Source organism: Flagellimonas eckloniae, assembly GCF_001413955.1.
In the GTDB taxonomy this organism is placed as follows: Bacteria; Bacteroidota; Bacteroidia; order Flavobacteriales; family Flavobacteriaceae; genus Flagellimonas; species Flagellimonas eckloniae.
Genome location: NZ_LCTZ01000002.1, coordinates 106891 through 133888, shown reverse-complemented (window position 1 = coordinate 133888; position 26998 = coordinate 106891). Strand labels below are relative to the sequence as shown.

At 37.6% G+C, this 26998-nt stretch carries 25 protein-coding genes; 17 read left to right on the top strand and 8 right to left on the bottom strand.

Annotated elements, in window-relative coordinates; genetic code table 11:
• Positions 1-2: 2 nt before the first annotated feature.
• The 5 genes from AAY42_RS00700 to AAY42_RS00680 all read right to left on the bottom strand — a co-directional run bounded on the left by AAY42_RS00700 (position 3) and on the right by AAY42_RS00680 (position 4250).
• Positions 3-737 (bottom strand): rhomboid family intramembrane serine protease, encoded by a 735-nt coding sequence (locus AAY42_RS00700; RefSeq protein ID WP_055392096.1) that lies wholly within the window; start codon positions 735-737, stop codon positions 3-5.
• Positions 738-2579, bottom strand: a complete 1842-nt coding sequence (mutL, locus tag AAY42_RS00695) for a DNA mismatch repair endonuclease MutL (RefSeq protein ID WP_055392095.1) — start codon at positions 2577-2579, stop codon at positions 738-740.
• Entirely contained in the window at positions 2579-2863 is a 285-nt protein-coding gene (locus tag AAY42_RS00690; RefSeq protein ID WP_055392094.1) for a hypothetical protein, read from the bottom strand. The genes mutL and AAY42_RS00690 overlap by 1 nt, the downstream gene beginning before the upstream one ends.
• A 142-nt stretch (positions 2864-3005) precedes the next feature.
• Positions 3006-3485, bottom strand: coding sequence for a 6,7-dimethyl-8-ribityllumazine synthase (gene ribH / locus AAY42_RS00685; protein WP_055392093.1), 480 nt, complete (start codon positions 3483-3485; stop codon positions 3006-3008).
• 3 nt (positions 3486-3488) lie between these two features.
• Positions 3489-4250: a tetratricopeptide repeat protein gene (locus AAY42_RS00680; RefSeq protein ID WP_055392092.1), complete on the bottom strand. Its 762-nt coding sequence runs from the start codon at positions 4248-4250 to the stop codon at positions 3489-3491.
• 126 nt (positions 4251-4376) lie between these two features.
• Here AAY42_RS00680 and recF point away from each other — a divergent pair, with 126 nt between their 5' ends.
• Genes recF through AAY42_RS00665 form a run of 3 tightly spaced genes read left to right on the top strand, consistent with a single transcriptional unit; the run spans position 4377 to position 6176 of the window.
• Entirely contained in the window at positions 4377-5456 is a 1080-nt protein-coding gene (recF, locus tag AAY42_RS00675) for a DNA replication/repair protein RecF (protein WP_055392091.1), read from the top strand.
• Between the two features lies 1 nt (position 5457).
• Positions 5458-5880: a lipocalin family protein gene (locus AAY42_RS00670; protein WP_055392090.1), complete on the top strand. Its 423-nt coding sequence runs from the start codon at positions 5458-5460 to the stop codon at positions 5878-5880.
• The gene (locus tag AAY42_RS00665; protein ID WP_055392089.1) at positions 5880-6176 is read left to right on the top strand and encodes a DciA family protein; all 297 of its coding nucleotides are present in this window, start codon (positions 5880-5882) and stop codon (positions 6174-6176) included. Before AAY42_RS00670 ends, AAY42_RS00665 begins: the two co-directional genes overlap by 1 nt.
• A gap of 49 nt (positions 6177-6225) precedes the next feature.
• Here the strand turns inward: AAY42_RS00665 and AAY42_RS00660 are convergent, their stop codons facing one another.
• The gene (locus AAY42_RS00660) at positions 6226-6645 is read right to left on the bottom strand and encodes a nucleoside-diphosphate kinase (RefSeq protein ID WP_055392088.1); all 420 of its coding nucleotides are present in this window, start codon (positions 6643-6645) and stop codon (positions 6226-6228) included.
• 49 nt (positions 6646-6694) lie between these two features.
• Entirely contained in the window at positions 6695-7738 is a 1044-nt protein-coding gene (locus tag AAY42_RS00655) for an alkaline phosphatase D family protein (protein ID WP_055392087.1), read from the bottom strand.
• 76 nt (positions 7739-7814) lie between these two features.
• On the opposite strand from AAY42_RS00655, the gene AAY42_RS00650 reads away from it, so the two are divergent.
• From AAY42_RS00650 to AAY42_RS00625, 6 genes are all read left to right on the top strand, one after another.
• A complete protein-coding gene (locus tag AAY42_RS00650) occupies positions 7815-8831 on the top strand; it encodes a DHH family phosphoesterase (protein WP_055392086.1) in 1017 nt (338 codons plus the stop codon).
• Positions 8828-9394: a gliding motility-associated peptidyl-prolyl isomerase GldI gene (gene gldI / locus AAY42_RS00645; RefSeq protein ID WP_055392085.1), complete on the top strand. Its 567-nt coding sequence runs from the start codon at positions 8828-8830 to the stop codon at positions 9392-9394. Before AAY42_RS00650 ends, gldI begins: the two co-directional genes overlap by 4 nt.
• The gene (locus AAY42_RS00640) at positions 9391-10500 is read left to right on the top strand and encodes a peptidylprolyl isomerase (RefSeq protein WP_055392084.1); all 1110 of its coding nucleotides are present in this window, start codon (positions 9391-9393) and stop codon (positions 10498-10500) included. The genes gldI and AAY42_RS00640 overlap by 4 nt, the downstream gene beginning before the upstream one ends.
• A gap of 143 nt (positions 10501-10643) precedes the next feature.
• Entirely contained in the window at positions 10644-11711 is a 1068-nt protein-coding gene (locus AAY42_RS00635; protein WP_055392083.1) for a DUF3810 domain-containing protein, read from the top strand.
• A gap of 66 nt (positions 11712-11777) precedes the next feature.
• Positions 11778-14720, top strand: coding sequence for an amidohydrolase family protein (locus tag AAY42_RS00630; protein ID WP_055392082.1), 2943 nt, complete (start codon positions 11778-11780; stop codon positions 14718-14720).
• Positions 14721-14732: 12 nt separating this feature from the next.
• The gene (locus AAY42_RS00625; RefSeq protein WP_055392081.1) at positions 14733-16022 is read left to right on the top strand and encodes an amidohydrolase family protein; all 1290 of its coding nucleotides are present in this window, start codon (positions 14733-14735) and stop codon (positions 16020-16022) included.
• A 50-nt stretch (positions 16023-16072) separates the two neighbouring features.
• Here AAY42_RS00625 and AAY42_RS00620 read toward each other — a convergent pair whose 3' ends face one another.
• Positions 16073-16876 (bottom strand): DUF6503 family protein, encoded by an 804-nt coding sequence (locus AAY42_RS00620; protein WP_055392080.1) that lies wholly within the window; start codon positions 16874-16876, stop codon positions 16073-16075.
• Between the two features lie 66 nt (positions 16877-16942).
• Between AAY42_RS00620 and AAY42_RS00615 the strand changes: the two genes are divergently transcribed.
• The 8 genes from AAY42_RS00615 to AAY42_RS00580 all read left to right on the top strand — a co-directional run bounded on the left by AAY42_RS00615 (position 16943) and on the right by AAY42_RS00580 (position 26955).
• Positions 16943-17746 (top strand): TrmH family RNA methyltransferase, encoded by an 804-nt coding sequence (locus AAY42_RS00615; protein ID WP_055392079.1) that lies wholly within the window; start codon positions 16943-16945, stop codon positions 17744-17746.
• Between the two features lie 3 nt (positions 17747-17749).
• A complete protein-coding gene (locus tag AAY42_RS00610) occupies positions 17750-18982 on the top strand; it encodes a M48 family metallopeptidase (protein ID WP_055392078.1) in 1233 nt (410 codons plus the stop codon).
• A 44-nt stretch (positions 18983-19026) separates the two neighbouring features.
• The gene (locus tag AAY42_RS00605) at positions 19027-21231 is read left to right on the top strand and encodes a RelA/SpoT family protein (RefSeq protein WP_055392077.1); all 2205 of its coding nucleotides are present in this window, start codon (positions 19027-19029) and stop codon (positions 21229-21231) included.
• 42 nt (positions 21232-21273) lie between these two features.
• Complete coding sequence (locus AAY42_RS00600; RefSeq protein WP_055392076.1) at positions 21274-21729, top strand: Fur family transcriptional regulator; 456 nt, start codon at positions 21274-21276, stop codon at positions 21727-21729.
• A gap of 12 nt (positions 21730-21741) precedes the next feature.
• Positions 21742-23010 carry an adenylosuccinate synthase gene (locus AAY42_RS00595; RefSeq protein ID WP_055392075.1) on the top strand — a complete coding sequence of 423 codons (1269 nt, stop codon included), beginning with the start codon at positions 21742-21744 and terminating at the stop codon, positions 23008-23010.
• Positions 23011-23110: 100 nt separating this feature from the next.
• Positions 23111-23974, top strand: a complete 864-nt coding sequence (locus AAY42_RS00590; RefSeq protein ID WP_082433280.1) for a nuclear transport factor 2 family protein — start codon at positions 23111-23113, stop codon at positions 23972-23974.
• 84 nt (positions 23975-24058) lie between these two features.
• Positions 24059-25759: an OstA-like protein gene (locus tag AAY42_RS00585; protein ID WP_055392073.1), complete on the top strand. Its 1701-nt coding sequence runs from the start codon at positions 24059-24061 to the stop codon at positions 25757-25759.
• Positions 25759-26955 carry an aspartate aminotransferase family protein gene (locus AAY42_RS00580; RefSeq protein WP_055392072.1) on the top strand — a complete coding sequence of 399 codons (1197 nt, stop codon included), beginning with the start codon at positions 25759-25761 and terminating at the stop codon, positions 26953-26955. Before AAY42_RS00585 ends, AAY42_RS00580 begins: the two co-directional genes overlap by 1 nt.
• Positions 26956-26998: the final 43 nt, after the last annotated feature.

The window sequence follows — 26998 nt, the reverse complement described above, 5'->3', positions numbered from 1 at the left end:
GGCTAATTCCATCTGTTTTGGTTAAACTGATTCTTTTTCCAATACCACATCATTATAAATCCAATCAATGCACCTCCAATATGGGCAAAATGTGCAACTCCTGTGTTTATATTACCGATTCCAAAAATCAAATCTCCAGCCAATAACAGCGGTACAAAATATTTTGCTTTTATAGGAACGGGTAAAAAAATCAACATCAATTTTGCTTCGGAATACATAAAGGCAAATGCAACCAAGATTCCATATATGGCTCCAGACGCACCAACAGCTGGGGTATTATATGCACTTAAAAAGTTATCTATTGTGCTTTTTGAAGCTATATTATACCACTCCGGACTATATTGTCCGTTTGAAATAATGTCCATTACTTGGTTTTCCGTCATTCCTGAATTCACCAATGCATTCAACCCTTCTGTAAAAAGATAATAGTTAACACCGGTGTGCAGCATGGCTGAACCAAGCCCTGCGGAAAAATAGAAGAAAAGAAATTTATTTCTACCCCAAACTCGTTCCAAAGGTGTTCCAAACGCCCACAGGGCATACATATTAAAGATAATATGCATGGGGCTTCCATGCATAAACATATGGGAAATCACCTGCCACCAAGCAAAATTATTGTTTTTGGGAAACCAAAGGGATAACCACTGGTACATTTGATCTCCATATAATAATGTGGCAAAAAACAGGATTACATTAATAATCAACAAGTGTTTTACCGCCTCGGTCAATCTTCCCATCTAACTAAATTTTTTTTCAATATCTCCTTCGGAAATAATGGTGTGTGTCAATTTTTGAAATGGACTCAAAGTAGGTTCCTTACATCCGAACAAATCATTTACCAAGGCCAATTGCGATTCTTGATTCAATAACTCACCTGTCTTAACTGCAAGATTCTTAGAAAGTGCTTTTGCCAGCATTTCTGCCTGCGATATTGAACTCCCTTCAAAGCCTTCTTTATAGTCAGCAATTAAATGATCCAATATCGTGCCAATCGCACTTTCGGAAACCATTAATGGAACACCTGTCACTTTTACAGTCTCTTGTTCCATAGCTTCAAAAGCAAATCCAATATTTATAAGGCTTTCATTAATCTCTTTTAAAATCGTCAACTCTTGTTTTGAAAACGAAAGCTCTAAAGGAAATAAAAGTTGTTGACTCACACCTTCTTTAACGGTGATCTCACCTAAGAATTTTTCAAAAAGTATGCGTTCATGAGCCCTATTTTGATGGATAACCAACATACCCGACTTAATAGTGCTTACAATATATTTTCTCCTAAGTTGAAATGTCGTTCCTGTTTGTCCGTTTTCCTCTGAATCGGAATAAAATGTTCCTTGTACCTCTCCTTCAGACTCAATTGCTATGCTACTGAAATCTTCGGTATTTACCGAATCCAAGCCATCATACAGCTTTTCCCAACCCTTTGCACTTTGTTTTTGATAGGTATGGGCAGCACTTGTTTTCTCTACTTCTTGAAACGGATTAAACGAAGCGTCTACGGTAACCTTAGGTAATACAGCCCCTTTTTCTTTATACGCATAGGGAGTGTTTAAATTGGGGTCATGTTCAAAATCCAATACGGGAGCTACATTAAACTGTCCCAAACTATGTTTTATGGTGGAACGGATTATAGCATACATGGTATTCTCGTCATCAAACTTTACCTCTGTCTTGGTCGGATGAATGTTAATATCGATTGATGAAGGGTCCACATCCAAATATAAAAAGTATCCAGGGCAGGTATCAGGCTTTATCAAACCTTCAAAAGCTGCTACAACCGCATGGTGTAGATATGGACTTTTTATAAATCTATTGTTGGCAAAGAAAAATTGCTCACCCCTACTCTTTTTTGCAAACTCTGGTTTACAAATGAATCCTGATACCTTTACTACCTCGGTCTCCTCATTAACGGGAACCAAACGATCCATCATCTTACTTCCAAAAACATGACTTATTCGTTGCCGATGTTTTGCCTTGGGAAGGTTAAAAATTTCTGACCCATTGTTATAAAAATGAAACTCAATGTTTGGATGTACCAGAGCTACACGATGAAACTCATCTGTAATATGGCGCAATTCTACTTGATTGGATTTCAAGAAATTTCTCCTCGCCGGAATATTAAAAAATAAATTCTTAACCGATATTGAGGTCCCCTTGGGTGTTGCTACTACTTCTTGAAACACAATTTTACTTCCCTCAATCTTAATATGGGTGCCTACTTCGAATGCATCTGACCTAGTCTGCATATCCACATGGGCTATTGCCGCAATTGAAGCCAGAGCCTCGCCACGAAATCCCTTTGTTTGAAGGTTGAACAGATCTTGGGCATTGGATATTTTGGAAGTTGCATGTCGCTCAAAAGACAATCGGGCATCGGTTTCACTCATTCCCAAGCCATTATCAACCACCTGAATCAACGCTTTGCCCCCATCTTTGATGATTAATTTTATTAGGGTGGCCCCGGCATCTATGGCATTCTCCAATAGTTCTTTTACTACCGAAGCTGGGCGTTGAACCACTTCCCCTGCTGCTATTTGGTTAGCGACATGGTCTGGCAAAAGTTTAATAATATCTGCCATTAGGGAGTCAGGAATATGGATAAATCAAAGTCAATGATGAAGAGGAACAGCAATATCAGAACGGCCACAATGATAAGAAACCTAATTTTCAGATTTCTATCACCTTCATTCTTTAAATCATCAACAGCTGATGAGAATTTATTCTTGAGGCCTCGTTGCGTATGCGCAGTACTTCGGTATTTATCGAGTTTATGTTCTATTTTAAAAGGAATATCATCACCCTTATAATAGCGTGGTGAATAATTGTAGGTTCTATTTTTTCTAAGTTTTAGAAAATTTCGCATTATATCCTTTTCCGTGTATTTCCAAAGGTACTTAAAATCAAAAAACAGGATTAGGATGTACTCCCAAAAAATGTTAACAGTTCCTTTTTGATTTTGAAACGTTGAAAAATGAATAAATCAGTTGGTTGGAATAGGATGGTTATTACCCGAGAGTAGCCATCTTTATAGCCGCAATAGCAGCTTCAGTCCCTTTATTGCCATGCTTTCCACCACTGCGATCAAGGGATTGCTGTAAATTATCATCCGTTAACACACAGAAAATAACAGGAACATCATAAGCAATGTTCAAATCTTTAATGCCTTGGGTAACCCCACTACATACATAATCAAAATGACTGGTCTCTCCCCGGATCACACTTCCTATGGCAATTACCGCATCAATTTTTTGGGTAGCAAGCATCTTTTTGCATCCAAAAGTCAATTCAAAGCTTCCAGGAACGTTCCATCGGATAATATTCTCGGCCAAAGCACCACAATCCATCAATGCATCAATGGCGCCATTATATAAGCCTTCTGTAATGGTATCATTCCATTCTGAAACAACAATCCCAAACCGAAGAGTTTTCGCATTTGGGATTGTTGACTTATCGTAAACCGATAAATTTTTATTTTCAGTAGCCATTATTTAGCTTTTAGCCAGACCAATAAGCACATCAATGCCATTGGCTTCTTGAGCAGAAGAAAATTCACTTTTAATTCTCTCAAAGAAACTTAATGCCTTTTCTTTCTGATTTAAATCCATGGCAACCACACCTGCTTTATATAAAAACCTTGGGGTAGTATATTCATTCGTATTATGTGCGATTGCTTTTTCGTAATAATCCAATGCATCCTCAGGTTGATTCAATTGTGCAAAAGCATCACCTATTCCTCCTTTGGCCATAGCTCCTAGTACAGCATCATCCGAAGAAAAATTCTCTAAATGGGTAATTGCTTTGTCATACTGCTGAATGTTCAAATAGGTCATTCCAGCAGAATACTGCGCTAAATTCGCAGCTTTGGTTCCTTTATATTCTTCGATAATATCCAAAAATCCATATTTACCTTCTGCCCCATTGAGTGCCAAAGTAAACAAAGAGTCCTTGGCCGTTTCATTTGTCAAAGCCTGATCAAAATACTGCTGTGGATAAAAAAGTTCATTGGCTGCTGATGCATCTTTTGGTTTTTGGATAAACTCATTGTATCCCAAATATCCAAGTACACCAATGGCAATAACCCCAATAGCCCCCAAAATATAGTTTTGGTTTTTTTGAACCCAAGCCTCAGTCTTGGATGCACCTTCATCCAAGGTGCTAAAAACCTCCGCTGTTGTGCTGTTGTGCTCATCCAATTGAGCTTCCTCAACCTTATTTTTTGGCTTAAAGCCCCGCTTCTTGTATGTTGCCATCCTTGATTTAATTAATCGGGCAAAAATAAAGTTTTTATCTAAAACCAAAAGGTAATTTATTCGTTATTTTTGGAATCTTTGATTTGTCTGAAAATCACTTAAAACACCTTGGCTCTTTAACTTTCTATGTTTTTAAAGCATTTATCTTTAGTTAATTACAAAAATTTTGACTCCAAAAAATTGGAATTCGACCCTGTCATCAACTGTTTGGTTGGTGATAATGGTGTTGGAAAAACCAATATTTTGGACGCTATTTACCACCTATCCTTTGGTAAAAGTTATTTTAATCCGGTTTCTACTCAGAATATAAAACATCAAACGGATTTTTTTGTGATTGAAGGAGAGTTTGAAAAAGATGAGCGCACCGAAAAAATACTCTGCAGTTTCAAACGCGGCATGAAAAAAGTCATTAAACGCAATGGTAAGGCGTATGAGAAATTTTCGGAACATATCGGCTTTTTACCTCTGGTAATAATTTCACCTTCCGATAGAGATTTGATTATTGAAGGCAGTGACACCCGTAGAAAGTTCATGGATGGCGTTATTTCGCAATCGGATAAAGCATATCTACAAACTTTGATCAAATACAATAAGGTTTTGGTGCAGCGAAACTCCTTGTTGAAATATTTTGTGGCCAACAACACCTTTGATTCCAACACATTAACTATTTACAATGAGCAATTACATACTTTAGGAACGGAAATACATAAAAAAAGAGTCTCTTTTATTACTTCGTTCACTCCAATATTCAAAGAACAATATGCCCATATTTCTGAGAAGGAAGAAGAGATTATGCTTTCCTATGAGAGTCAACTCTTGGATAAGGAATTAATACAATTATTGGAAGAAACCGTAGATAAGGATAGGGCTATACAATATACCAGCACAGGAATACACAAAGATGACCTCAATTTTACCATAGGTGGTCATCCCATTAAAAAATTTGGAAGCCAAGGACAACAAAAGTCCTTTTTAATTGCTTTAAAACTAGCCCAGTTCCATTTTATCAAGGAGCAGGCCAAGACAACACCCATATTGTTGTTGGATGATATTTTTGACAAATTGGATGAAAAACGGGTTTCACAAATTGTAGCCTTGGTGGACAATGACAACTTTGGGCAAATATTTATCAGTGACACCCATGCGGAACGCACCGAAAATGTAGTTAAAAATATTCGGCAGAGCTATAAAATCTTTACCTTGTAATATGAAGAAAATATTGCTTTTTTATGTGATTCTATTTTCTTTGGGATGCAAAAACACATCCATTTCAAAAGAAGACCTTTCACATTTAAATGGGTATTGGGAAATTTCAGAAGTTGAGTTTCCAGATGGCACAAAAAAGAAGTATTCGGTAAATCCAAGTGTCGATTTTATTCAAATTGAAGACATGAAAGGCTTTCGCAAAAAGGTACAACCCAAGTTTGATGGCAATTATACTACATCAAATGATACTGAATCTTTTAATGTTAGCTATGTAAATGAAATGGTCACCCTTCACTACAAAAATAATTTAAGTGCTTGGGAGGAAAAATTGGTGCAATTAGATTCTTCCTATTTTTCCGTTCTTAATGAAGAAGGAATAAAATACTCCTACAAAAGATTTCAACCCATTGTAATCCCTAAATAATGGCAAAAAGACAAAATTCCCATCTTCATTTAAGTGATGCTTTAGGCGAGTTTATTAAAGAGAATAAGCTTCAGAAAGGCATGGACAAGGTTGATGCCAAAGCCGCATGGGAGAAACTGATGGGAAATGGTGTAAACAATTATACGACCGCTGTTGAACTTAGAAATGAAACGCTATTTATATCCCTGTCCTCTTCTGTACTTAGGGAAGAATTGAGCCATGGAAAGTCCAAGATCATTGCGATGCTCAATGAAGAGCTTGGAAAAGAATTGGTGAAAAAGTTGGTTTTGAGATAAAAAAAGCCGCCCAAATTGAGCGGCTTCTATCTATAAAAATACCATTAGTTTAGTACACCTCCCTGCCTGCAAAATGGAAGGCACCTTCAATGGCAGCGTTCTCATCACTGTCTGAACCATGCACCGCATTCTCTGCAATATTGGATGCAAATAATTTACGAATGGTCCCTTCGGCAGCTTCTTCTGGATTGGTAGCACCAATAAGTGCACGGAAATCATCAACAGCATTGTCTTTTTCCAAAATAGCCGATACAATTGGGCCTCTGGTCATAAACTCCACCAATTCACCAAAGAAAGGGCGTTCATTATGGACAGCATAAAATGCTTCCGCATCCCTTTTGCTCAATTGTGTATATTTCATCGCCACAATTTTAAAGCCCGCTCCGGTAATTTTTTCCAGAATAGCACCGATGTGTCCGTTTTCAACAGCATCTGGCTTAATCATGGTAAACGTTCTATTTCCAGTCATTTTTTAAATTTTTGCGCAAACTTACGTTTTTTCGGGCAACGAGCAAGACTTAATAGGCTTGTTTTAATTGGTGATAAACAACACCATTTTCTCCCATTATCTTTAAAATGGCCTCTTTCTTCTCAAAATTGAGTGTGATGATTCCAAAACTGGGCACGGATATTACCTTCCCAACCCGAAACGGATTAGGCTCATTGGTAAATTCTGCATACGAATGTGTTAAGCCGCTGCTGGTAAAATCAATCAAAGGATAGTTCATTCCTTCCAGTTTTGTTTTTGAAAACTCTGAAATATGGCGATCTCCCGATAAAACCATAACTCCCTTTGCATCTGATTCCGCTATTAATTGATTCAACCTTTCCACCTCCCTTGGAAAATTGCCCCAACCTTCAAAACCATGTTCTTGGGACAGAAATTGAATACTGGAAAGAATAAGGTTAAAATCGGCATCAGAAGTTTGCAATTCATTTTCTAGCCATTCCCATTGAATTTTACCCAAAATAGTAGCATCCACTTTTAAATTGGTTTTATAGCGTCGGTGTGGGCTCTCATCTTCTTCGAGTTGACTTCTAAAATAACGCGTATCCAAAACCAAAACCTTTACTTTACCTTTTTTGGTTTCATAAATATGTGAAGCATACACACCCTCTTGATTTCTTCTTTCATCATGCTTTGGAACTTCCAAAAAATCCAATAACAATTGTTGGCTCCCTTTTTTCATTGAAAATTCCTCACCTCCATCATTCAAACCATAATCGTGATCATCCCAAGTACCAATTACTGGAACTTTAGATTTCAACAATTTGTACCCTTCTATATTGCTTTGCTCAGCATATATAGCTTTGAGCTTATCCATTTCATCTGTATCCGCATAAACAATGTCACCGCCCCAAATCCACACATCGGGTTCTTCCGCCAAAATATCGTCCCAAAAAGGATTTGGCAGGTATTGTTTGTTGCAGGAACCAAAAGAAACCACAAAAACATCTTCTGATTTCTCTTTACCATTTGAAGAATTCATGGCAATATCCTGTTTCGCCTTGCAGCAAAACAAGAAAATTGACAAGCCTAAGAAAAGAATGGGATACCGCATGAACACAAATTAAGAGTGAATCAAAAATAGGGAATCATGAGTTACCTCTATATTATATTATTGTATCTTTGCACGCATGAATTTAGAGGATATCACGACAGTTAAGTCGATTCTTTCCCAACCCCAAAAAATCGTAATCATACCGCACAAAAACCCTGATGGCGATGCTGTTGGCTCATGTTTAGGGTTATGTAGCTTTCTTAAAGAAAAAGGGCAGAAAGCCAATGTGGTAGCTCCTAATGATTACCCAAAGTTCCTCAAATGGATGCCAGAAAATGAATCCATCCTAAACTTTGAAAAAGAAAATTCACAGGCCAAAGCGTTACTTGAAGAGGCCACGGTTATATTCACACTTGACTTTAATGACTTGTCCCGAACAGGACAGTTGGAGGCAATACTAAAAGAAAAGCAGTGTGATTTTATTATGATAGACCATCATCAAAAACCGAGTGATTATGCAAGAGTTACCTATTCTGATGTAAGCATGAGCTCTACTTGCGAAATGGTGTACAACTTCATAGAATATTTGGGTGGGGTGGATAGTATAACCCAAAACATCGCCACCAATCTGTATACCGGGATAATGACAGATACGGGGTCATTCAAGTATCGGTCAACCTCAAGCAGAACCCACAGAGTGGTAGCCGACTTAATAGATCGTGGAGCGGATAACATGAAAATTCATGAGAATGTTTTCGACACCAATTCACCATCCCGTTTGCATCTAATGGGAGTTGCTCTGAGTAATATGGTGATTTTGGAAGAATACAATACAGCTTACATCACTTTGACACAGGAAGAATTGGATGCCAATGATTTCAAAAAAGGGGATACCGAAGGTTTTGTAAATTATGGATTGACTTTGGAAGGAATTATTTTTGCCGTAATCTTTATAGAAAATAAAGAGGAAGGAATTATAAAGATTTCATTTCGGTCCATTGGTGATTTTTCGGTAAATGAGTTTGCAAGGAACCATTTTCATGGAGGCGGACATGACAATGCGGCTGGAGGACGAAGTGAAGTAAGTATGGAAGATACAATTACACAATTCAATACTATTTTGAAGGAATATAAAAGTCAATTAAACCCATGAGAACCGTTTTCTTACTTTTTGTTGCATTCCTGCTGATAAATTGTGGTGGACCAGAACCACGAAAACCTGTAAAGGTAAAGTCGGGCAGTTTTTTCAAGGAATCTGTGGAACGGAATAAGGCCTTATTGGTGAAAGAAGAAGCACTGATCCAAGAATTAATAAAAAAGGATACGCTTCATACTTATTTGGCCAGTCCTTCAGGGTTTTGGTACTATTTTGAAACAAAAAATGATACCGCTACCTATCAGCCAAAAACAAACGACCAAATACTTTTTTCCTATAACGCACTTACTTTGGACAATGATACTATTTATTCAATGAAGGATATTGGTCCAACATCATACGTGGTGGATAAAGAGCAATTGTTTTCAGGCCTTCAAAATGCAGTAAAACTTCTTAAAATCAGTGAAAGGGCAACTTTCCTATTTCCATCTTTACAAGCGTATGGCTATCATGGTGACGGAAATAGTATTGGCCCTAGAACACCTTTAAAGTCAACCATAGAATTACACACAATAATTATAAATCAAGACAGTTTAAATCTAAAAACACCAATACAATGAAACAATCACTTGTTTTAATCACACTATTCTCAATGCTTTTCTTTGGATGCAAATCTAGCAAGTATACAGACTTGGGAGATGGTATTTTTGCTGACATACAGACAAGTCAAGGCGATATTATTGTTAAGTTGGAACATAATAAAACTCCAGTGACCGTTGCCAATTTTGTATCCTTAGCAGAAGGCAATAGCCCATTTGTAGCAGACAGCCTTAAAGGGAAAAAGTACTATGATGGTATTATTTTTCACAGAGTAATGAAGGATTTTATGATTCAAGGTGGTGATCCCACCGGAACGGGAAGAGGTAACCCGGGATATAAGTTCAAAGATGAGTTCCATGATTCACTGTCACATTCAAAAAAAGGCATTTTATCCATGGCAAATTCTGGTCCTAAGACCAATGGCAGTCAATTTTTCATTACACACAAAGAAACTCCTTGGCTTAATGGAAAACACTCTGTTTTTGGTGAAGTAGTAAATGGGATGGAAGTGGTTGACAGCATTGCTGGCGTTGAGGTGGTTGCACCAGCAAACAAGCCTAAAGTAGATGTGATCATGAACAAGGTGGAAATTGTCAGAAATGGCAAAGAGGCCAAAAAGTTTGATGCCGTCCAGATTATGACAGATTATTTTGCAGAGGAGGAAGCTGTTCAAGCGGCTTTCAAAAAAATGAAGGACGATCTCACAGCAGAATTCAATACACAAAAAGAAGAAGCCGAAGAAACAGATTCCGGACTAAGAATATATTCTTTGGTAAAAGGAGAAGGGCCACAACCGAAAATTGGACAAAAAGTATTGGTGAACTATGCCGGTTGGTTACCAAATGGAGAATTATTCGATAGCAATATTGAAGAAGTTGCCGCAAAGCACAACCAATTAAATCCTGGAAGAAGAGATCAAGGCGGATATATGCCCGTACCTATGGAGTATAGTCCAGAAGCGAGATTGTTCCCAGGTTTTAGGGAAGGGCTATTAACAATGAAAGTAGGAGATAAACTTAGACTTTTTCTACCTTCTCATTTAGGACTGGGTTCTCAAGGTAGGGGACCAATTCCTAACAATTCCGATTTAATTTTTGATTTGGAAGTCACAGGAATTCAGGAATAGGTATTTAAAAGAACAATAAAAAGCCACACTTGTAAGTGTGGCTTTTTTGTTTTAGCCAAAGCCGTGTTAATCCCAAAAATCCATGGTGACAATCCAAAAATTATGAATTAGATTAGAAATATTTAAAATACTTTAGCTTTTTGATGAGACAAAGAACTAAGACAGTTATTGTATTGGCCTTACCAATACAAATAATTCTTGTAAAATGGATTGGAGGCTACCCTGAGCTGGTTGAAAAATACTATAGCAATGGGATATATCCCGGTATCTCACAATTTTTGCGGACACTTTTTGGCTGGATTCCATTTTCAATAGGAGATCTTTTCTATTTGTCACTATGTATTTTGGCAGGAAGGTATTTATATAAACGTTGGAAAACCATTAGACAGAAACCAATGGTATTCCTCAAAAATATTGCCGTTGTCTTATCCATTACCTATTTTTTGTTTCACCTCCTTTGGGGAATGAATTATTACAGGCGACCCATTACTGAAAAACTGGGCATTGAAAAAGAATACACACTTAACGAACTGCAGGTTTTCACAAAATATTTGATTGAAAAATCCAATTATTATCAAACCAAAATAACAGGTGATAGTATTACTTCGGTAAAAGTTCCATATTCCAAAAAGGAAATCTTCCAAAAAACCAAACTGGGCTATACTTTATTAAAAGAAACCTATCCAGATTTTGAATACAAAAAACCAAGCCTAAAATCCTCTCTTTTTAGTCTCCCGTTAACCTATATGGGGTATGGTGGTTACTTAAACCCATTTTCCAATGAAGCTCAGGTAAACGGATTAATGCCACTTTTTCGATTACCTACGGTTAGTGGACATGAAGTAGGCCATCAACTGGGTTACTCGGCAGAAGATGCCACAAATTTTATAGGATTTTTGGTTACGGCAAAAAGCGATGATGACCATTTTAAGTATGCCGCTTACTCCCACTCACTAGCCTATTGTTTATCAGATCTGTCCAGAAAAGATAGTTTACAATTCAAAGAAAACCTACAAGACCTGAACCCCGGTGTCAGGAAAAATTTTGAAGAAGTTTCGAAGTTTTGGGAGCAATACGAGAATCCTTTGGAGCCTGTTTTTAAATCCATCTTCAATACCTTTCTAAAAGCAAACAATCAGGAAGAAGGGATCAAAAGTTATAATTCCGTGGTAGGCCTTTTAATTAGTTATCATACCAAAAACGGATTCTAGCATAAAGCTTGCCAAATACTGCAACTTCATTTACCTTTAGAGTGACTAATTCAATATGTAAACTCTATGAAAATGCGACTCTTTACGCTGACCGCATTCTTTGTCAGTGTTACTCTGTTTGGCCAAGATTATTTTCCTAAAAATGATGGGGTTAAAACAAAGAACAACAACTACATGGCATTTATCAATGCCAAAATATTTATTACGCCTACACAGGTTGTAGATAATGGAACACTTCTCATTCAAAATGGAAAAGTAGTCCAAGTAGGAAAAACGGTGACCATTCCTAAGAATACGGTAATCGAAGACTTAAAAGGAAAATCTATTTACCCTTCATTTATCGACGTCTTTTCAAATTTTGGGGTAAAACTTCCGGAAAAAGCAAAGACAAGCGGAAGGTCTGCCCAATACGAATCATCCCGTGAAGGATTTTATTGGAATGATCACATTATGCCAGAGAACAATGCTATTTCTAGTTTTAACTATGATAACAAGAAAGCAGCTGAACTTCGAAAAGCAGGGTTTGGAGTGGTAAATTCACACATCCACGATGGTATTGCAAGGGGAACTGGAGTTTTGGTCGCCCTGAATGATGCAGCTACCGAATCCAAACGAATATTGGAAGACAAGTCTGCCCAATACTTTTCATTCAAAAAGAGCATAGCCAAAGCGCAATCCTATCCCACTTCTTTGATGGGAGCAACGGCCTTAATGCGGCAATTGTACCATGATATGGATTGGTACAGTAAAAATAGCATTGACACAAAGGACCGCGCGCTAGATGCTTTACTTGAGAACAAGGGATTGATTCAAATTTTTGCTGCTGGAAATAATGGAAATGTAATGAGGGCCGATAAAATTGGCGACCAATTTGGAATTCAATATGCCATTCTAGCTGGGGGCGATGAATATGAAAATATTACAGATATTAAAGCGACCAATGCAAAATTGATTGTTCCGCTTAACTTTCCAAAGGCATACGACGTTTCCAACCCGTATGAAGCCCAATATGTAGCTTTAAAGGATATGCGTCATTGGAACTTGGCGCCTTCAAATCCTAAAGTATTGGAGGAGAATTCCATACAGTTTTCACTCACTTTGCACGATTTAAAATCTCCAGGAGACTTTAAGGCACAACTCATGAAAGCTATTGACCATGGATTATCAAAAACCAAAGCGCTTGAAGCGTTGACAACGGTACCTTCCTCAATTCTTGGGAAATCAAATAGTATAGGTTCCCTTCAACCTGGAAGACAGGCCAATTTTCTAATCACTTCTGGGGATATTTTTGAAAAAGGGACGACACTTTACGAGAATTGGGTACAGGGCTCAAAAAGTGTAGTTAATTCCAAAGATAAGATAGACATTAGGGGCGACTACAACCTTACTACCTCGGGTAACACCTATGAATTATCAATTACCGGAGATGCTGCCAAACCTAAAATAACGGTCAAAAAAGACACCTTAAAGCTTGATGCTAAGATTGATTATACGGACGATTGGCTTAACATCTCCTTTTCAACGGACAAAAAAGAGTCCAGCCGGTTTGTGGCTTTGATTGTTCCTGATTCAGAAGATATTGAGGGAACATTGACCGCTTCAAACGGTTCAGTATCATCCGTTAGGATCAAAAAAACAAAACCTTTCGAAGAAAAAGAAAAGAAGAAGAATGAAAAAGGAGGGGTAGATTTAGTTTCGGTGACGTATCCCAATGTTGGCTTTGGAAGTAAAGTCAAACCTAAGCCAGAAACCATTCTTTTTAAAAATGCTACGGTTTGGACCGGTGCAGCTGTAATGGAAACTACCGATGTGCTGGTTAAAAATGGTAAAATCACAAAGATTGGCAAAGGCTTCAATCAAGGAAATGCCAAAGTTGTTGATGCCACAGGGAAACATTTAACAGCTGGAATTATTGACGAACATTCGCATATTGCAGGGCTCTCTATCAACGAAGCGGGACATAATTCTTCTGCCGAAGTAAAAATGACTGATGTTGTTGATGCCAAGGATATTGACATTTACAGAAATCTAGCTGGTGGGGTAACAACAATCCAGTTGCTGCACGGTTCCGCAAATCCAATTGGAGGCCGCTCTGCCATTCTTCGCTTAAAATGGGGGGAAAGTGCAGATGGACTCATCTTTCAAAATATGCCCAAATTCATCAAGTTTGCCTTGGGTGAAAACGTAAAACAATCCAACTGGCAAAGCTTTTCCCGTTTTCCGCAGACACGAATGGGGGTAGAACAAGTCTTTACTGACTATTTCCAACGTGCCAAAGAGTACGATACCAAGAAGAAAAATGGACAACCCGTCCGATATGATGAAGAAATGGAGGTTTTAGCCGAGATTCTTAACGGTGAACGTTTTATAAGCTGTCATTCCTATGTGCAAAGTGAAATAAATATGTTGATGAAGGTTGCCGAGAAATTTAATTTTCGCGTAAGCACTTTTACCCATATTCTGGAAGGTTATAAAGTGGCCGATAAAATGGCAGAACACGGAGTCGGAGGTTCAACCTTTAGTGATTGGTGGGCATACAAGTACGAAGTGAACGATGCCATCCCGTACAATGCTGCAATAATGGCCAGCCAAGGTGTTACCGTTGCCATTAACAGTGATGATGCCGAAATGTCTAGAAGGTTGAATCAAGAAGCTGCTAAAACGGTCAAATATGGTGGTATGTCAGAAATTGAAGCATGGAAAACCGTTACTTTAAATCCTGCTAAATTATTGCATATTGATGATAGAGTTGGAAGTATCGAGATTGGTAAGGATGCAGATTTGGTATTATGGAATGAACATCCGCTCTCAGTTTATGCCAAGGCAGAAAAGACTTTGATTGAAGGTGCAATCTATTTCGATTTGGAAAAAGACAAAATGCTTCGAAAAGCTGTAAAAGAAGAGCGCAACCAACTCATTAATATGATGTTGAACGAAAAAGAAAACGGCGGCAAAATGCAAGGGCCGAAGCAAAACAAAAAACCTAAGTTTCACTGCGATAGCCTTTAAAAAATTATGACAATGAAAAATATATATTTATCGCTGGTATTTGGATTGACAATTATTTTTGGGCTTTCCGCACAACAAACTCCTGCTCCAGACCAAACAGAAGCAATTACCATAACCGGAGCTACGGCACATATTGGCAATGGAACTGTTGTTGAAAACTGTACGTTGGTTTTTGAAAATGGTAAAATATCTGCTATTGGTGGAACAGACACCCAAACTAAAGGTCAAATCATTGATGCCGCTGGCAAGCATGTATACCCAGGATTCATAGCCCCTGGTAAGTCACTGGGACTGATTGAGGTAAATGCAGTAAGGGCCAGTAATGACCAAGATGAAATTGGGGATATGATACCGCATATACGAAGCCTTATCGCCTACAATGCCGAATCCAAAGTGGTAGAGAGCATGCGACCCAACGGGATCTTGCTAGGTCAAATTACCCCAAAGGGCGGAAGAATATCAGGCACTTCATCCATTGTCCAATTTGATGCATGGAACTGGGAAGATGCAGCCGTAAAAGTTGACGATGGCATACACCTTAATTGGCCAACTACCTTTAGGAGAGGTAGATGGTGGATGGGAGAGCCGAGAGGTTTTCAGCCCAACAAGGAATATCAAAAACAAGTCACTAAAGTAAAAAGCTTCCTAAAAAATTCGGCTGCATACGGAAAGGCAAGTAACACTGAAAGGAATTTGGAGTTTGAAGCCATGCAAGGAATTTTTAGTGATGAAAAAAGTTTATATGTCTATGCCCAAGGTGAAAGGGAGATAATGGATGCTGTAAACACTGCAAAAGTATCGGGAATTCAAAAAATTGTTATTGTTGGTGGGTATCACGCCCATAAGGTTGTTGATTTTTTAAAGAAAAATGACATTCCGGTTCTGGTAAATTTCACGCACTCACTTCCTTCCTATGATGATGATGACTATGATTTCACCTTTAAATTGCCAAAATTGTTAATGGATGCAGGTCTTTTAGTGGGATTGCAAAATGCTTCTGCTTCCAATTTTCAAACCAGAAACCTTCCTTTTTATGCAGGTCAAGTTGTAGCACAAGGATTGGAAAAAGAAAAAGCACTGCAATTATTAACCGGAAATACGGCTAAAATTTTAGGTATTGAAGGGGATTATGGAACACTTGAAGTTGGTAAAAGTGCAACACTTTTTATTTCAGATGGTGATGCATTGGATATGCGAACCAATAAACTTTCAAGGGCTTTCATCGATGGTAGGGGTATTTCTTTGGAAACACATCAAACCAAACTTTGGAAACGTTACATGAATAAATATGAAGGAAAATAAAAAAGGGCGCTCCAATAGGAGCGCCCTTTTTTTTATTTAAAAGTTGCTCTTTAGTTCTTTTTTACTGTAACAAAAGTTCCATTTTCTGGTTTTGCATAAAAAGCATCAGGTTTAGGTGTTGTGCTTAGCACACAGTTTACAAATTGAACGGTATTTCTGGCATCCAAAATCTTGGCTCCTTCAAAATTATGCCATATAATCGATTTTGGAAGCACCAAGCCTTCAACAGTTTGCCAATCATTATAGCGAATCCATTTAATGGTATCTGATTTCTCACCTGTTCTATACGTCACCGTATATCCCAACCATGCCATTTGATGTGTTTTTGAATCGTAATGAATAAAATATTCATCCTTGGAAGAGGTTCCCACACCTGATTTATATGAAATTCGAATACCTGGATAGTTTTTCCCATCATAAACCACATCTTGCGTATGGGAATAGATTATACCTTCATCAGCCAAAACAAAGGGCATCGCATAAAAATAGAACATCAGGTTGTGGTAAAAACCCGCATCGCCCTTATATTTTTTATCTTCATCCAATAACCAAACTCCATTCCCATCAAAACCTAAAGAAAATTCTTTAAAATCTACCCTATCTTGCCTAGACCACAGATCTATTGTATGTGTCTCAGAGTTATCGCCCTTTGGCATTTCATAGATCAAAGTCCTCTTTGATTTCCATGCTTCCAATCCCCCATGAGCATCAAAAACTTTGTTTAAAGCTTTAGGGAACCTCTCAACCGATTGAATAATTTCGTCATCAACACGTTCTTGAATTTCTACTTTTTTTGTATCAGATTTGCATGCGCCAATCACAAGAGCAAAAAATAAGACAACCGTTTTCCTCATAATTATTAGTTTGCGACTTTGTCGGAATTACATTTATAAGATTACAAGAATATGTATTTTTGAATTGTGAAGGAAGCCAAACTCATTAGTAGTGTCCAAAATCCCCAGATAAAAAAGATACTGCTTTTAAAAGAAAAGTCCAGAGAGCGAAAGAAAACAGGGCTTTTTGTAGTGGAAGGAAGACGTGAAATTGAACTTGCACAAAAAGGGGGATATGAGATGGAAACTCTTATTTTCTGTTCAGAAATCTTGGTAGACCCCACGCACAAATCATTGTTACCTGATTTAAAGCATCAAGTAGTTCAAACATCCAAGCAGGTATATGAAAAAATAGCGTATCGGGAAACTACAGAAGGAGTTTTGGCTGTAATGAAGAGTAAGGAGCATGCTATTGAAAAAATTCAATTTAAAAATCAATCTCCTCTAATTTTGGTTGCAGAAGCACCAGAAAAACCAGGTAATGTTGGGGCTCTTCTACGTACAGCAGATGCTGCGGCAGTTGATGCTGTTTTAATTGCCAATCCTAAATCTGACCTATATAACCCAAATATTATCCGCTCCAGTATCGGCTGCGTTTTCACAACACAGATTGGACTGGGAACCTCAGAAGAAATTATAGCTTTTCTAAAAGAAAAAGAGGTGAATATTTTTTGTGCGGCACTTACTGCCTCCAAAAACTATACGTATAGCGATTTTACAGGTTCTACAGCCATTGTTGTGGGAACAGAATCCACAGGCTTATCCCCAAATTGGCTTAAAAACTCCGAACAAAACATAATTATTCCCATGCAGGGTGAAATAGATTCAATGAATGTTTCGGTATCAGCTGCAATACTTATATTTGAAGCGAGGCGGCAACGCGGATTATAGCCTATGGAAAAAACTACTCTCTTCTACATTATTATAATCATCTTAATAGTCCAGTATTTGGTACATCAATTATTGGAATATTTAAATGCCAAGCGATTTAAATCTACTGTTCCCAATGAATTGAGCGATGTCTTTGATGAGGAAGAATATCATAAATCCCAGGAGTACAAAAAAGCCAACTATCAATTTGGGCTATTTTCGGATGGTTTTTCACTGGTATTGACACTTTTTTTTCTGTTTTTAGGTGGATTTGAATGGGTGGACACCATAACCCGTTCAATTACAGAAGATACAATTCCTATGGCCTTGGTATTCTTTGGTATTATTCTATTTGGAAGCAATGTTTTGGGAACTCCATTTGCCTATTACCAAACTTTTGTGATCGAAGAAAAATATGGGTTCAACAAAACATCCAAAAAATTGTTTTTTCTAGATAAAATAAAAGGAGGATTACTCGCAGCTGTTTTAGGTGGAGGTATATTGGCACTCTTCATTTTGTTTTACGAGTGGGCAGGCCCAAATTTCTGGATTTACGCGTGGATTTTGATTGGAGTTGTGATTTTATTCATGAATTTGTTCTACAGCAGATTGATTGTGCCGTTATTCAACAAACAAACGCCATTGGATGATGGAAGTTTAAAAAACGCCATTGAAAACTATGCAAAGAAAGTAGGTTTTGAACTTAACAACATTTTTGTGATTGATGGTTCTAAAAGATCTACAAAAGCAAATGCATATTTCTCAGGCTTTGGAAAAGAAAAACGAATCACTTTGTTCGATACCCTTGTCAACGACCTTGACGAGGATGAAATCGTTGCGGTTTTAGCGCATGAGGTTGGTCATTATAAAAGAAAACATATCATTGTTAACCTTCTAGTATCCCTTGGGTTGACTGGATTTACGCTGTTTATTCTTTCGATTTTTATCAATAATCCAGAAATTTCTTTGGCCATTGGAGTAACCACACCAAGCTTTCATGCCGGGCTTATTGGTTTTGTTCTTTTGTATAGTCCCATATCTGAAATAACCGGACTTGCAATGAATTACCTATCCAGAAAATTCGAATTCCAAGCTGACAACTATGCAAGAAACACTTTTGCAGCTGAGCCTTTGGTAACCTCTCTAAAAAAATTATCCAAGAATAATCTAAGTAATTTAACTCCGCACCCTGCGTATGTTTTTGTGCATTATTCCCACCCTCCTCTAGTTGAGCGCATTAGAAACTTAAAGGCATAATTTTTGTTGGTTACCATTAAAGATTGTGGTAATTTTAATATAGTATGACGGAGGCTGCCATTGAAAAAGAAAACAAAGAGATAGCCAAGCAGTATAAAGAATTGCTTCGCATTAGCTATCAAAGCTTGACCAAAGAGGACAAGAAATTGATACGCTCTGCTTTTGATGTGGCAGTAGATGCCCATAAAGATCAACGTCGAAAATCTGGCGAAGCCTATATCTTTCACCCTATAGCAGTAGCAAAGATTGTTGCTTCTAAAATTGGGTTGGATGCTGTTTCCATTGCCTCTGCACTCCTCCATGATGTTGTTGAAGATACTCCTTATACACTTGGGGACATTGAGCGTTTGTTTGGTGAAAGTGTTGCGCGTATTGTTGATGGTCTTACCAAAATATCGCATCTTAAAAAAGATAAGGATATAAGCCAGCAAGCTGAGAATTTCAGAAAAATGCTGTTGACACTGCATGATGATGTGAGGGTTATCATTATCAAAATTGCAGATCGTTACCACAATATGCTCACCATGGATTCAATGCCAGAGCATAAACAGGTAAAAATAGCCTCTGAAACCCTCTACATTTATGCCCCTTTAGCGCATAGAATTGGCCTGTACAACATTAAAACCCACCTAGAGGACCTAAGTTTAAAATACACCGAACCCGAGGTCTATCAAGATATTAGAGCCAAAATTGAAGATACTGAGGAAGAACAACTGGCTTACATAGAGGATTTTTCCGATGTTATACGAAATTCGTTGGACAAAGAAGGTCTTAATTATACTGTTAGAGGAAGGATGAAATCCATTTTTTCCATCCGCAGAAAAATGAAGGCCCAAAATGTTGCTTTTGATGAAGTTTATGACAAGTTCGCGATTCGAATCATTTACAAATCGGATAAAAAGAACGAGAAATTTTTGGCATGGAAAATCTACTCCATTGTAACCGATCATTTTACTCCAAACCCTATACGTTTACGCGATTGGATTACCTCTCCAAAATCTACGGGCTACGAAGCACTTCATATCACCGTAATGGGTCCAAAAGGGAAATGGGTAGAAGTGCAGATACGAAGCGAACGTATGCATGAGATTGCAGAAAAAGGCTATGCTGCCCATTTTAAATATAAACACGGAGAGCAAAAAGAGCAAGGTATTGAAGAATGGCTAAATCGATTGCAGGAAGCACTTGAAACTTCCAATAGCAGTGCAGTTGATTTTGTTGAGGAATTTAAACTTAACCTGTATTCCAAGGAAATTTTTGTTTTTACTCCAAAAGGAGATTTAAAATCTTTGCCCAAGGGAGCTACTCCGTTGGATTTTGCGTTTCATATCCATACAGAAATAGGTATGAAGACCAGGGGAGCGAGAGTAAATGGGAAGTTGGTTCCATTGGGGTCCGAGCTACACAGTGGTGATCAAGTAGAGATTATTACCTCTGAAACTGCCAAACCAAACCAGAGTTGGCTGGATTATGCACAGACGGCAAGAGCACGGTCAAAAATTAAATCTTCCCTAGGTGAAGAGAAAAAAATCATTGCAGCAGATGGAAAAGAAATTCTTCGGAGAAAGTTAAAATCACAAAAAATTACACTTAATGAGGATACGGTCAATAAATTGGTCCTGTTCTTTAAGCTAAAGACCAGCCTCGATTTATTTTACCGCGTTGGGGTTGGCATTATAGACAATGAACGCTTAAAGGATTTTGCTTCCTCATATCACAATGCTTTCCTTAATTTCTTTAAAAACCGTATTCGAAGAAACCCCGCCCCAAAAGATGTAGACAAGGAAGAAATTACCACCAAATATGATATGCTTGTGTTTGGCAGGGAAGAAGAAAAGCTGGTATACAAACTTTCTCAATGCTGTAACCCCATTCCGGGAGATGATGTTTTTGGCTTTTTAAGTGTGAATGATGGTATTAAGGTGCACAAAAAAAATTGCCCAAATGCCATTTCCTTACAATCAAATTATGCTTATAGAATTATGTCTGCCAAGTGGATAGATTCTACCCAAGAGGAGTTTACGGTGGAAATTCTTATCACTGGCATTGATAATTTGGGGCTTGTGAATGATATCACCAATATTATCTCGGATAATATGCATGTGAACATGCGTAACCTTAATTTTAGTGCCGATGGAGGTACTTTTACGGGCAAAATATCCCTAGTTGTGAAAAATAATACTATCCTAAAAAAACTAATGAACAACTTGAAGCAGGTAGAGGGGATAGACAAAGTGACCAGAATTTAATTTTTAGCTGTACCTTTGTTGTTTAGCATAGGTTAGAAAGCTATGGGGAACAATAAAAATCAGGAAATTGTAAAAAATGTCTTTACGGCCTTTTTAGAGGAAAAAGGACATCGAAAAACACCTGAACGTTACGCCATTTTACAGGAAATTTATGAAAGTGATGACCATTTTGATGTAGAATCTCTCTACATTAAAATGAAGACCAAAAATTACAGGGTTAGTCGTGCAACCTTGTACAATACCATCGAGCTTTTATTGGACTGCAAACTGGTGCGTAAGCATCAATTTGGTAAAAATCAGGCGCAATACGAAAAATCTTATTTTGACCGCCAGCACGATCATGTTATTCTAACGGATACAGGAGAAGTGGTTGAGTTCTGCGATCCCCGTATTCAATCCATAAAAAAAACCATCGAGGAGGTTTTTGACATCAAAATCAGTAACCACTCACTTTATTTCTACGGAACCCGAAACAAAGAAGAAAACGTAACCGAATAACCAAAACATTTCATGGTAGATTTATTGCTTGGACTCCAATGGGGAGACGAAGGAAAGGGAAAAATTGTTGATGTACTTACAAAAGATTATGATATTATAGCTCGATTTCAAGGTGGTCCTAACGCAGGGCATACTTTGGAATTTGATGGTATAAAACATGTCTTACATACCATTCCATCGGGAATTTTTCATGAAAATGCCGTAAATATTGTGGGCAATGGCGTAGTAATAGACCCGGTTATTTTCAAAAAAGAATTGGACAATCTTGAAAAGTTTAATATTGATATCCTCTCCAAACTTTTCATTTCAAGAAAAGCTCATCTCATTCTACCCACCCATCGTTTGTTGGATGCGGCATCGGAAGCTGCTAAGGGAAAAGCCAAAATTGGTTCAACCTTAAAAGGAATTGGTCCAACTTATATGGACAAGACCGGTAGAAATGGTATGCGTGTAGGTGATTTGGAATTTAAAGACTGGAAGAAAAAATATAGAGCCCTTGCGGATAAGCATGAGGCCATGATCGGGTTTTATAATGTAGATATTGAATACGATTTAGCTGAGCTTGAAACGGAGTTTTTTGAAGCTGTTTCAACTTTGAAGCAATTAAAGTTTATTGATAGCGAGGAGTATATTTTTAAAGCGCAAGATCAGGGCAAAAAAATATTGGCGGAAGGAGCCCAAGGCTCATTATTGGATATTGACTTTGGCACCTACCCTTATGTAACTTCATCCAATACCACTGCGGCAGGTGCTTGTACAGGTCTCGGTGTGGCTCCCAACAAAATTGGTCGGGTATTGGGTATTTTTAAAGCTTACACTACTAGAGTTGGGAGTGGACCTTTCCCCACAGAGCTTTTTGACAAAGATGGTGAAACCATGGGTCGCGTAGGAAATGAATTTGGTGCCACTACAGGAAGACCAAGACGTTGTGGTTGGTTAGACTTGGTTGCACTAAAATATGCCGTTCAAATAAATGGTGTAACAGAGTTAATGATGATGAAGGGAGACGTTTTAAGTGGTTTTAAATATTTAAAAGTCTGTACCGCATATAATTATAATGGTGAAGAAATAAGTCATCTACCCTATAATATTGAAGCCAAAAATGTAACTCCAATCTATAAGGAAATGAAAGGGTGGGACAAAGACTTGACCAAATTGACCTCGGAGTCTGAATTCCCGGAGGAACTCAATGAATATATCGCATTTTTGGAAAAGGAATTAAACGTTCCCATAAAAATAGTCTCCGTAGGGCCAGATAGAACGCAAACCATACACCGCTAAGGCTTTCCATTTACTTTTACGAATTGTATATTTAAGGATACTATTCTTAAATCACTTTTTAAATATCAAGTGACAGATTAGTTATTTTAGTACTCCAAATATGAATACTAAAAACCTAAATAAATTAAACTTGTTCCTTTTATGTATGATTCCATTTATCAATGGAATTGCACAAATTAAAGATGGGGAGGGCAAAAAAAAACAGTCTCAATATATTTTTGATTCCGATAACCTGAAGCAAAATATAAATGATATTTCTTCCATTTACGGTATCATGGGAATGTACTATGAAGGAGTGGAAAGGGCAAAAACCTCTTTACTGGACAAGGTCTTTCATCCCGAATGGTTTATGAGGGATACCGATACTCCCAATGAAGCTACCTTAAATGTTGAAAACAAGCTGGAATTCATCCTCAGGGTCGATACTCATGGTCTATACCCAGAATATGCCAGCGATAGGACCTTCTCCAAGATTGAAATGGCAAATAACAATTTGGCATATGTTAAAATCAACAAAATGCCAAACAAGAATTCAACAGTTTTTTTTCTGTTCAAGGAAGAAAATGAGTGGGTTATAATGGACAAATTATGGGTAAACCCCCAGAAACCCATCACAACCATAAACCATTCCAAAATAAGTTCTATTATTGAAGGAGTTCTACGTGATTACTACACTGCTATTAGCATTGTTGATAAGGAAACGCTTCATGGTTTATTACATGAAAATTGGAATCTAAAACAGACTGATTCCCAACAAAATATCAAAACAATATCAAAGCAGAAGTTTATCAACCAACTTGAGGCAAATACTTATCAAAGTCCATTGTTCTCCATTGATTTTTATCATGAAAAACTTGTAGTGGCAAGGGCCGATCTCCAAAACGAATCAATCACCACCTTTATTACGCTTTTTAAAATTGATGGGAAGTGGAAGATTACAAGTGAACGAAAATCCATCAAATAATGGAATCTTTACAATTCCCAAACCTTTCTAAATGTACAAGCATACTTTAGTTAAATATCCTACTTTTGAACAAAATTCTAGAGATTGAAAAGAATTTCGTTTTTCATTTTGATATTCGCTTTTTTTATTGGTTACACACAAGAAAAAGAGCAAGAGTCTCAAAGTAAGCAGATAAACATAGTTTATGGGGCAAACTTCACAAAGGATGAAGCCCAATTTCCTGGAGCTTCCATTTTCAGTAAGGATGATGAGCGCCAAGTACAATTTGAACACCAAGGAGCAGATTTATGGTGCGACATTGCCATTTTTTATTCGCAAGAAAATCGACTAAAAGCAATTGGAAATGTCCGTCTTCAACAAGGAGACTCCATTGAAATGAATAGCGGTTATATGAGCTATAATGGAGATTCAAAGTTGGCAAAAGCTTGGAAAACAGTAGATCTTACAGATGGTCAGATGACCTTGACCACCGATACACTGTACTTTAATAGGGAAAAACAGGAATCATTCTACAATTCTGGAGGTAAAGTAGTGGACTCCGTAAACGTGCTTACAAGTAAAATAGGGACCTACTTCACTGAATTAAAAAAAGTACAGTTCAAAAACAAGGTTCATATAGATAACCCCGAATATATTATTGATTCTGAACAATTGGATTATTATCGTGTTTCAAAGAACGCGTATATGTATGGGCCTTCAACTATTACTGGAGAAGACTATAAAATATATTGCGAACGTGGTTTTTATGACACGAGAATTGAACAAGGCTACGGCATAAAAAACACCAAAATCAACTACGATAATAAAATTATTATAGGCGATAGTCTCTATTTTGACAAAGCATCAGAATTTGCTTCCGCCACTAACAACATAAGGATTACGGACACCATAAACAATGGTGTGATTAAAGCACACTATGCAGAGGTTTTTAAGGCCAAGGACTCCGTTTTTGCCACCAAAAGAGCAGTTTCCATAAGTTTGGTGGAACTAGATTCTTTATATATGCATGGTGACACACTTATGGTTACCGGTAAGCCAGAGGCCCGTATTCTCAGAGCTTTCAGAAATGCCAAGTTTTACAAAACTGATTTAAGCGGAAAATGTGATTCCATCCATTTTAACCAAAGTAGCGGGCTAACACAGATGATCACCGATCCTATACTTTGGAATGTGGACAATCAAATTACCGGAGATAGCATTCATCTAATTTCCGACATGAAAACAGAGAAAATGGATTCTCTAAAAGTATTGGAAAATGCCTTTATTATCTCATTGGATACCATTAGTAAAACTGGTTACAATCAGGCCAAAGGCAAGGATTTGTTTGGAAAATTCGAGGAGAATGAACTTAAGATCATCGACCTGGTCAAAAACACTGAGGTCATTTATTATATGTACAATGATGACCAGGAACTCATTGGAATCAACAAAACCATTTGTAGTAAAATCAGATTGCTAATGGCAAATAATGATATTGAGGACATCACTTTTTTTATAAATCCTGATGGAGATATTTTCCCGGACAAAGACCTTCCTAAAGAAAGCAGGAAGCTCAAAGGTTTTATTTGGCGGGGCGATGAACGCATTCTTACTAAAGAGGATATTTTTGATGAAGACGACAATAACATAGAATTGGTGAGAATCCGTGGAATTGACAATCCAATAGATATTGATGCACAGGAAGAAGAACGTAGAAAAAATGAAAATGACCCGGTTAATAAAACCGCTACTTCAAAAGCAATAAAACCTAAGAAAACTGCTGTCAAGAAAGCACAAAGTCGCTGATGCTAAAAGATGATTTTTTTACATATCAGGCCCAAACTACCCCACACCCTCTAGGCCTAGAAATTTCTCATGCCAAAGGCAGTTATATCTACGACAACAAGGGCAATGCACATTTAGATTTTGTGGCGGGAGTCTCTGCATGTAGTTTAGGACATTGTCATCCGCGAGTGATAAATGCTGTGAAAGATCAGATAGAAAAGTACATGCATGTAATGGTTTATGGCGAATATATTCAACAACCTGCCATTGAATTCACCAAGTTATTGGCTTCACTTCTGCCACAGAATCTAGAAACCACGTATTTGGTAAATTCAGGAACCGAAGCCATAGAAGGTGCTATAAAACTTGCCCGAAGATATACAGGACGTTCCCAACTTATATCAGCCCACAATGCATATCATGGAAACACCATGGGCAGTCTTAGTATTATGGGGTATGAAGAACGAAAAAGTGCGTTTAGACCTTTAATTCCAGACGTAAGTTTTATCAACTTTAATGATGAAACGGATTTGGAAAAAATAACGGAACAAACCGCTGCCGTAATATTGGAAACCATTCAAGGAGGGGCAGGATTTATTCAGCCCATTAATGGATATCTGGCAAAAGTTAGAAAGCGTTGTGATGCTGTTGGAGCATTGCTGATATTGGATGAAATTCAGCCTGGTTTTGGAAGGACCGGTAAGCTATTTGCGTTTGAACACTTTAATTGTGTTCCAGATATTCTTGTCATTGGAAAAGGTATGGCTTCTGGATTGCCGGTGGGTGCATTTGTAGCATCAAAAGCCATGATGAAAACCCTGCAAAATGAACCAAAGTTGGGTCATATCACCACATTTGGCGGAAATCCAGTTATTGCAGCTGCCAGCTTGGCAACCTTACAAGAACTTATTGAAAATCAAATAATTGAATCAACTTTGGTTAAAGAAAAGTTATTTCGCAAGCTTTTGGTACATCCTTTGATTAAAGAAATAAGAGGTAAAGGTTTAATGCTTGCCCTACTATTGAAGAGCAAGGAAATTGCGAACTATTTGGTACTAACGGCGGCGAAGGAAAAGCTTATCCTTTTTTGGTTGCTTTTTGAGCCGAAAGCAGTAAGAATCTCTCCACCATTGACCATTTCGGAGAAAGAAATTGCCAAAGGATGTAGCCAAATAATCAAAATTCTAGATAGCTATAAACCTCCCTCTGTTAACTAATTTGTTGATAACATACCAAAAAATGGGCATAAAGAGAGTCACA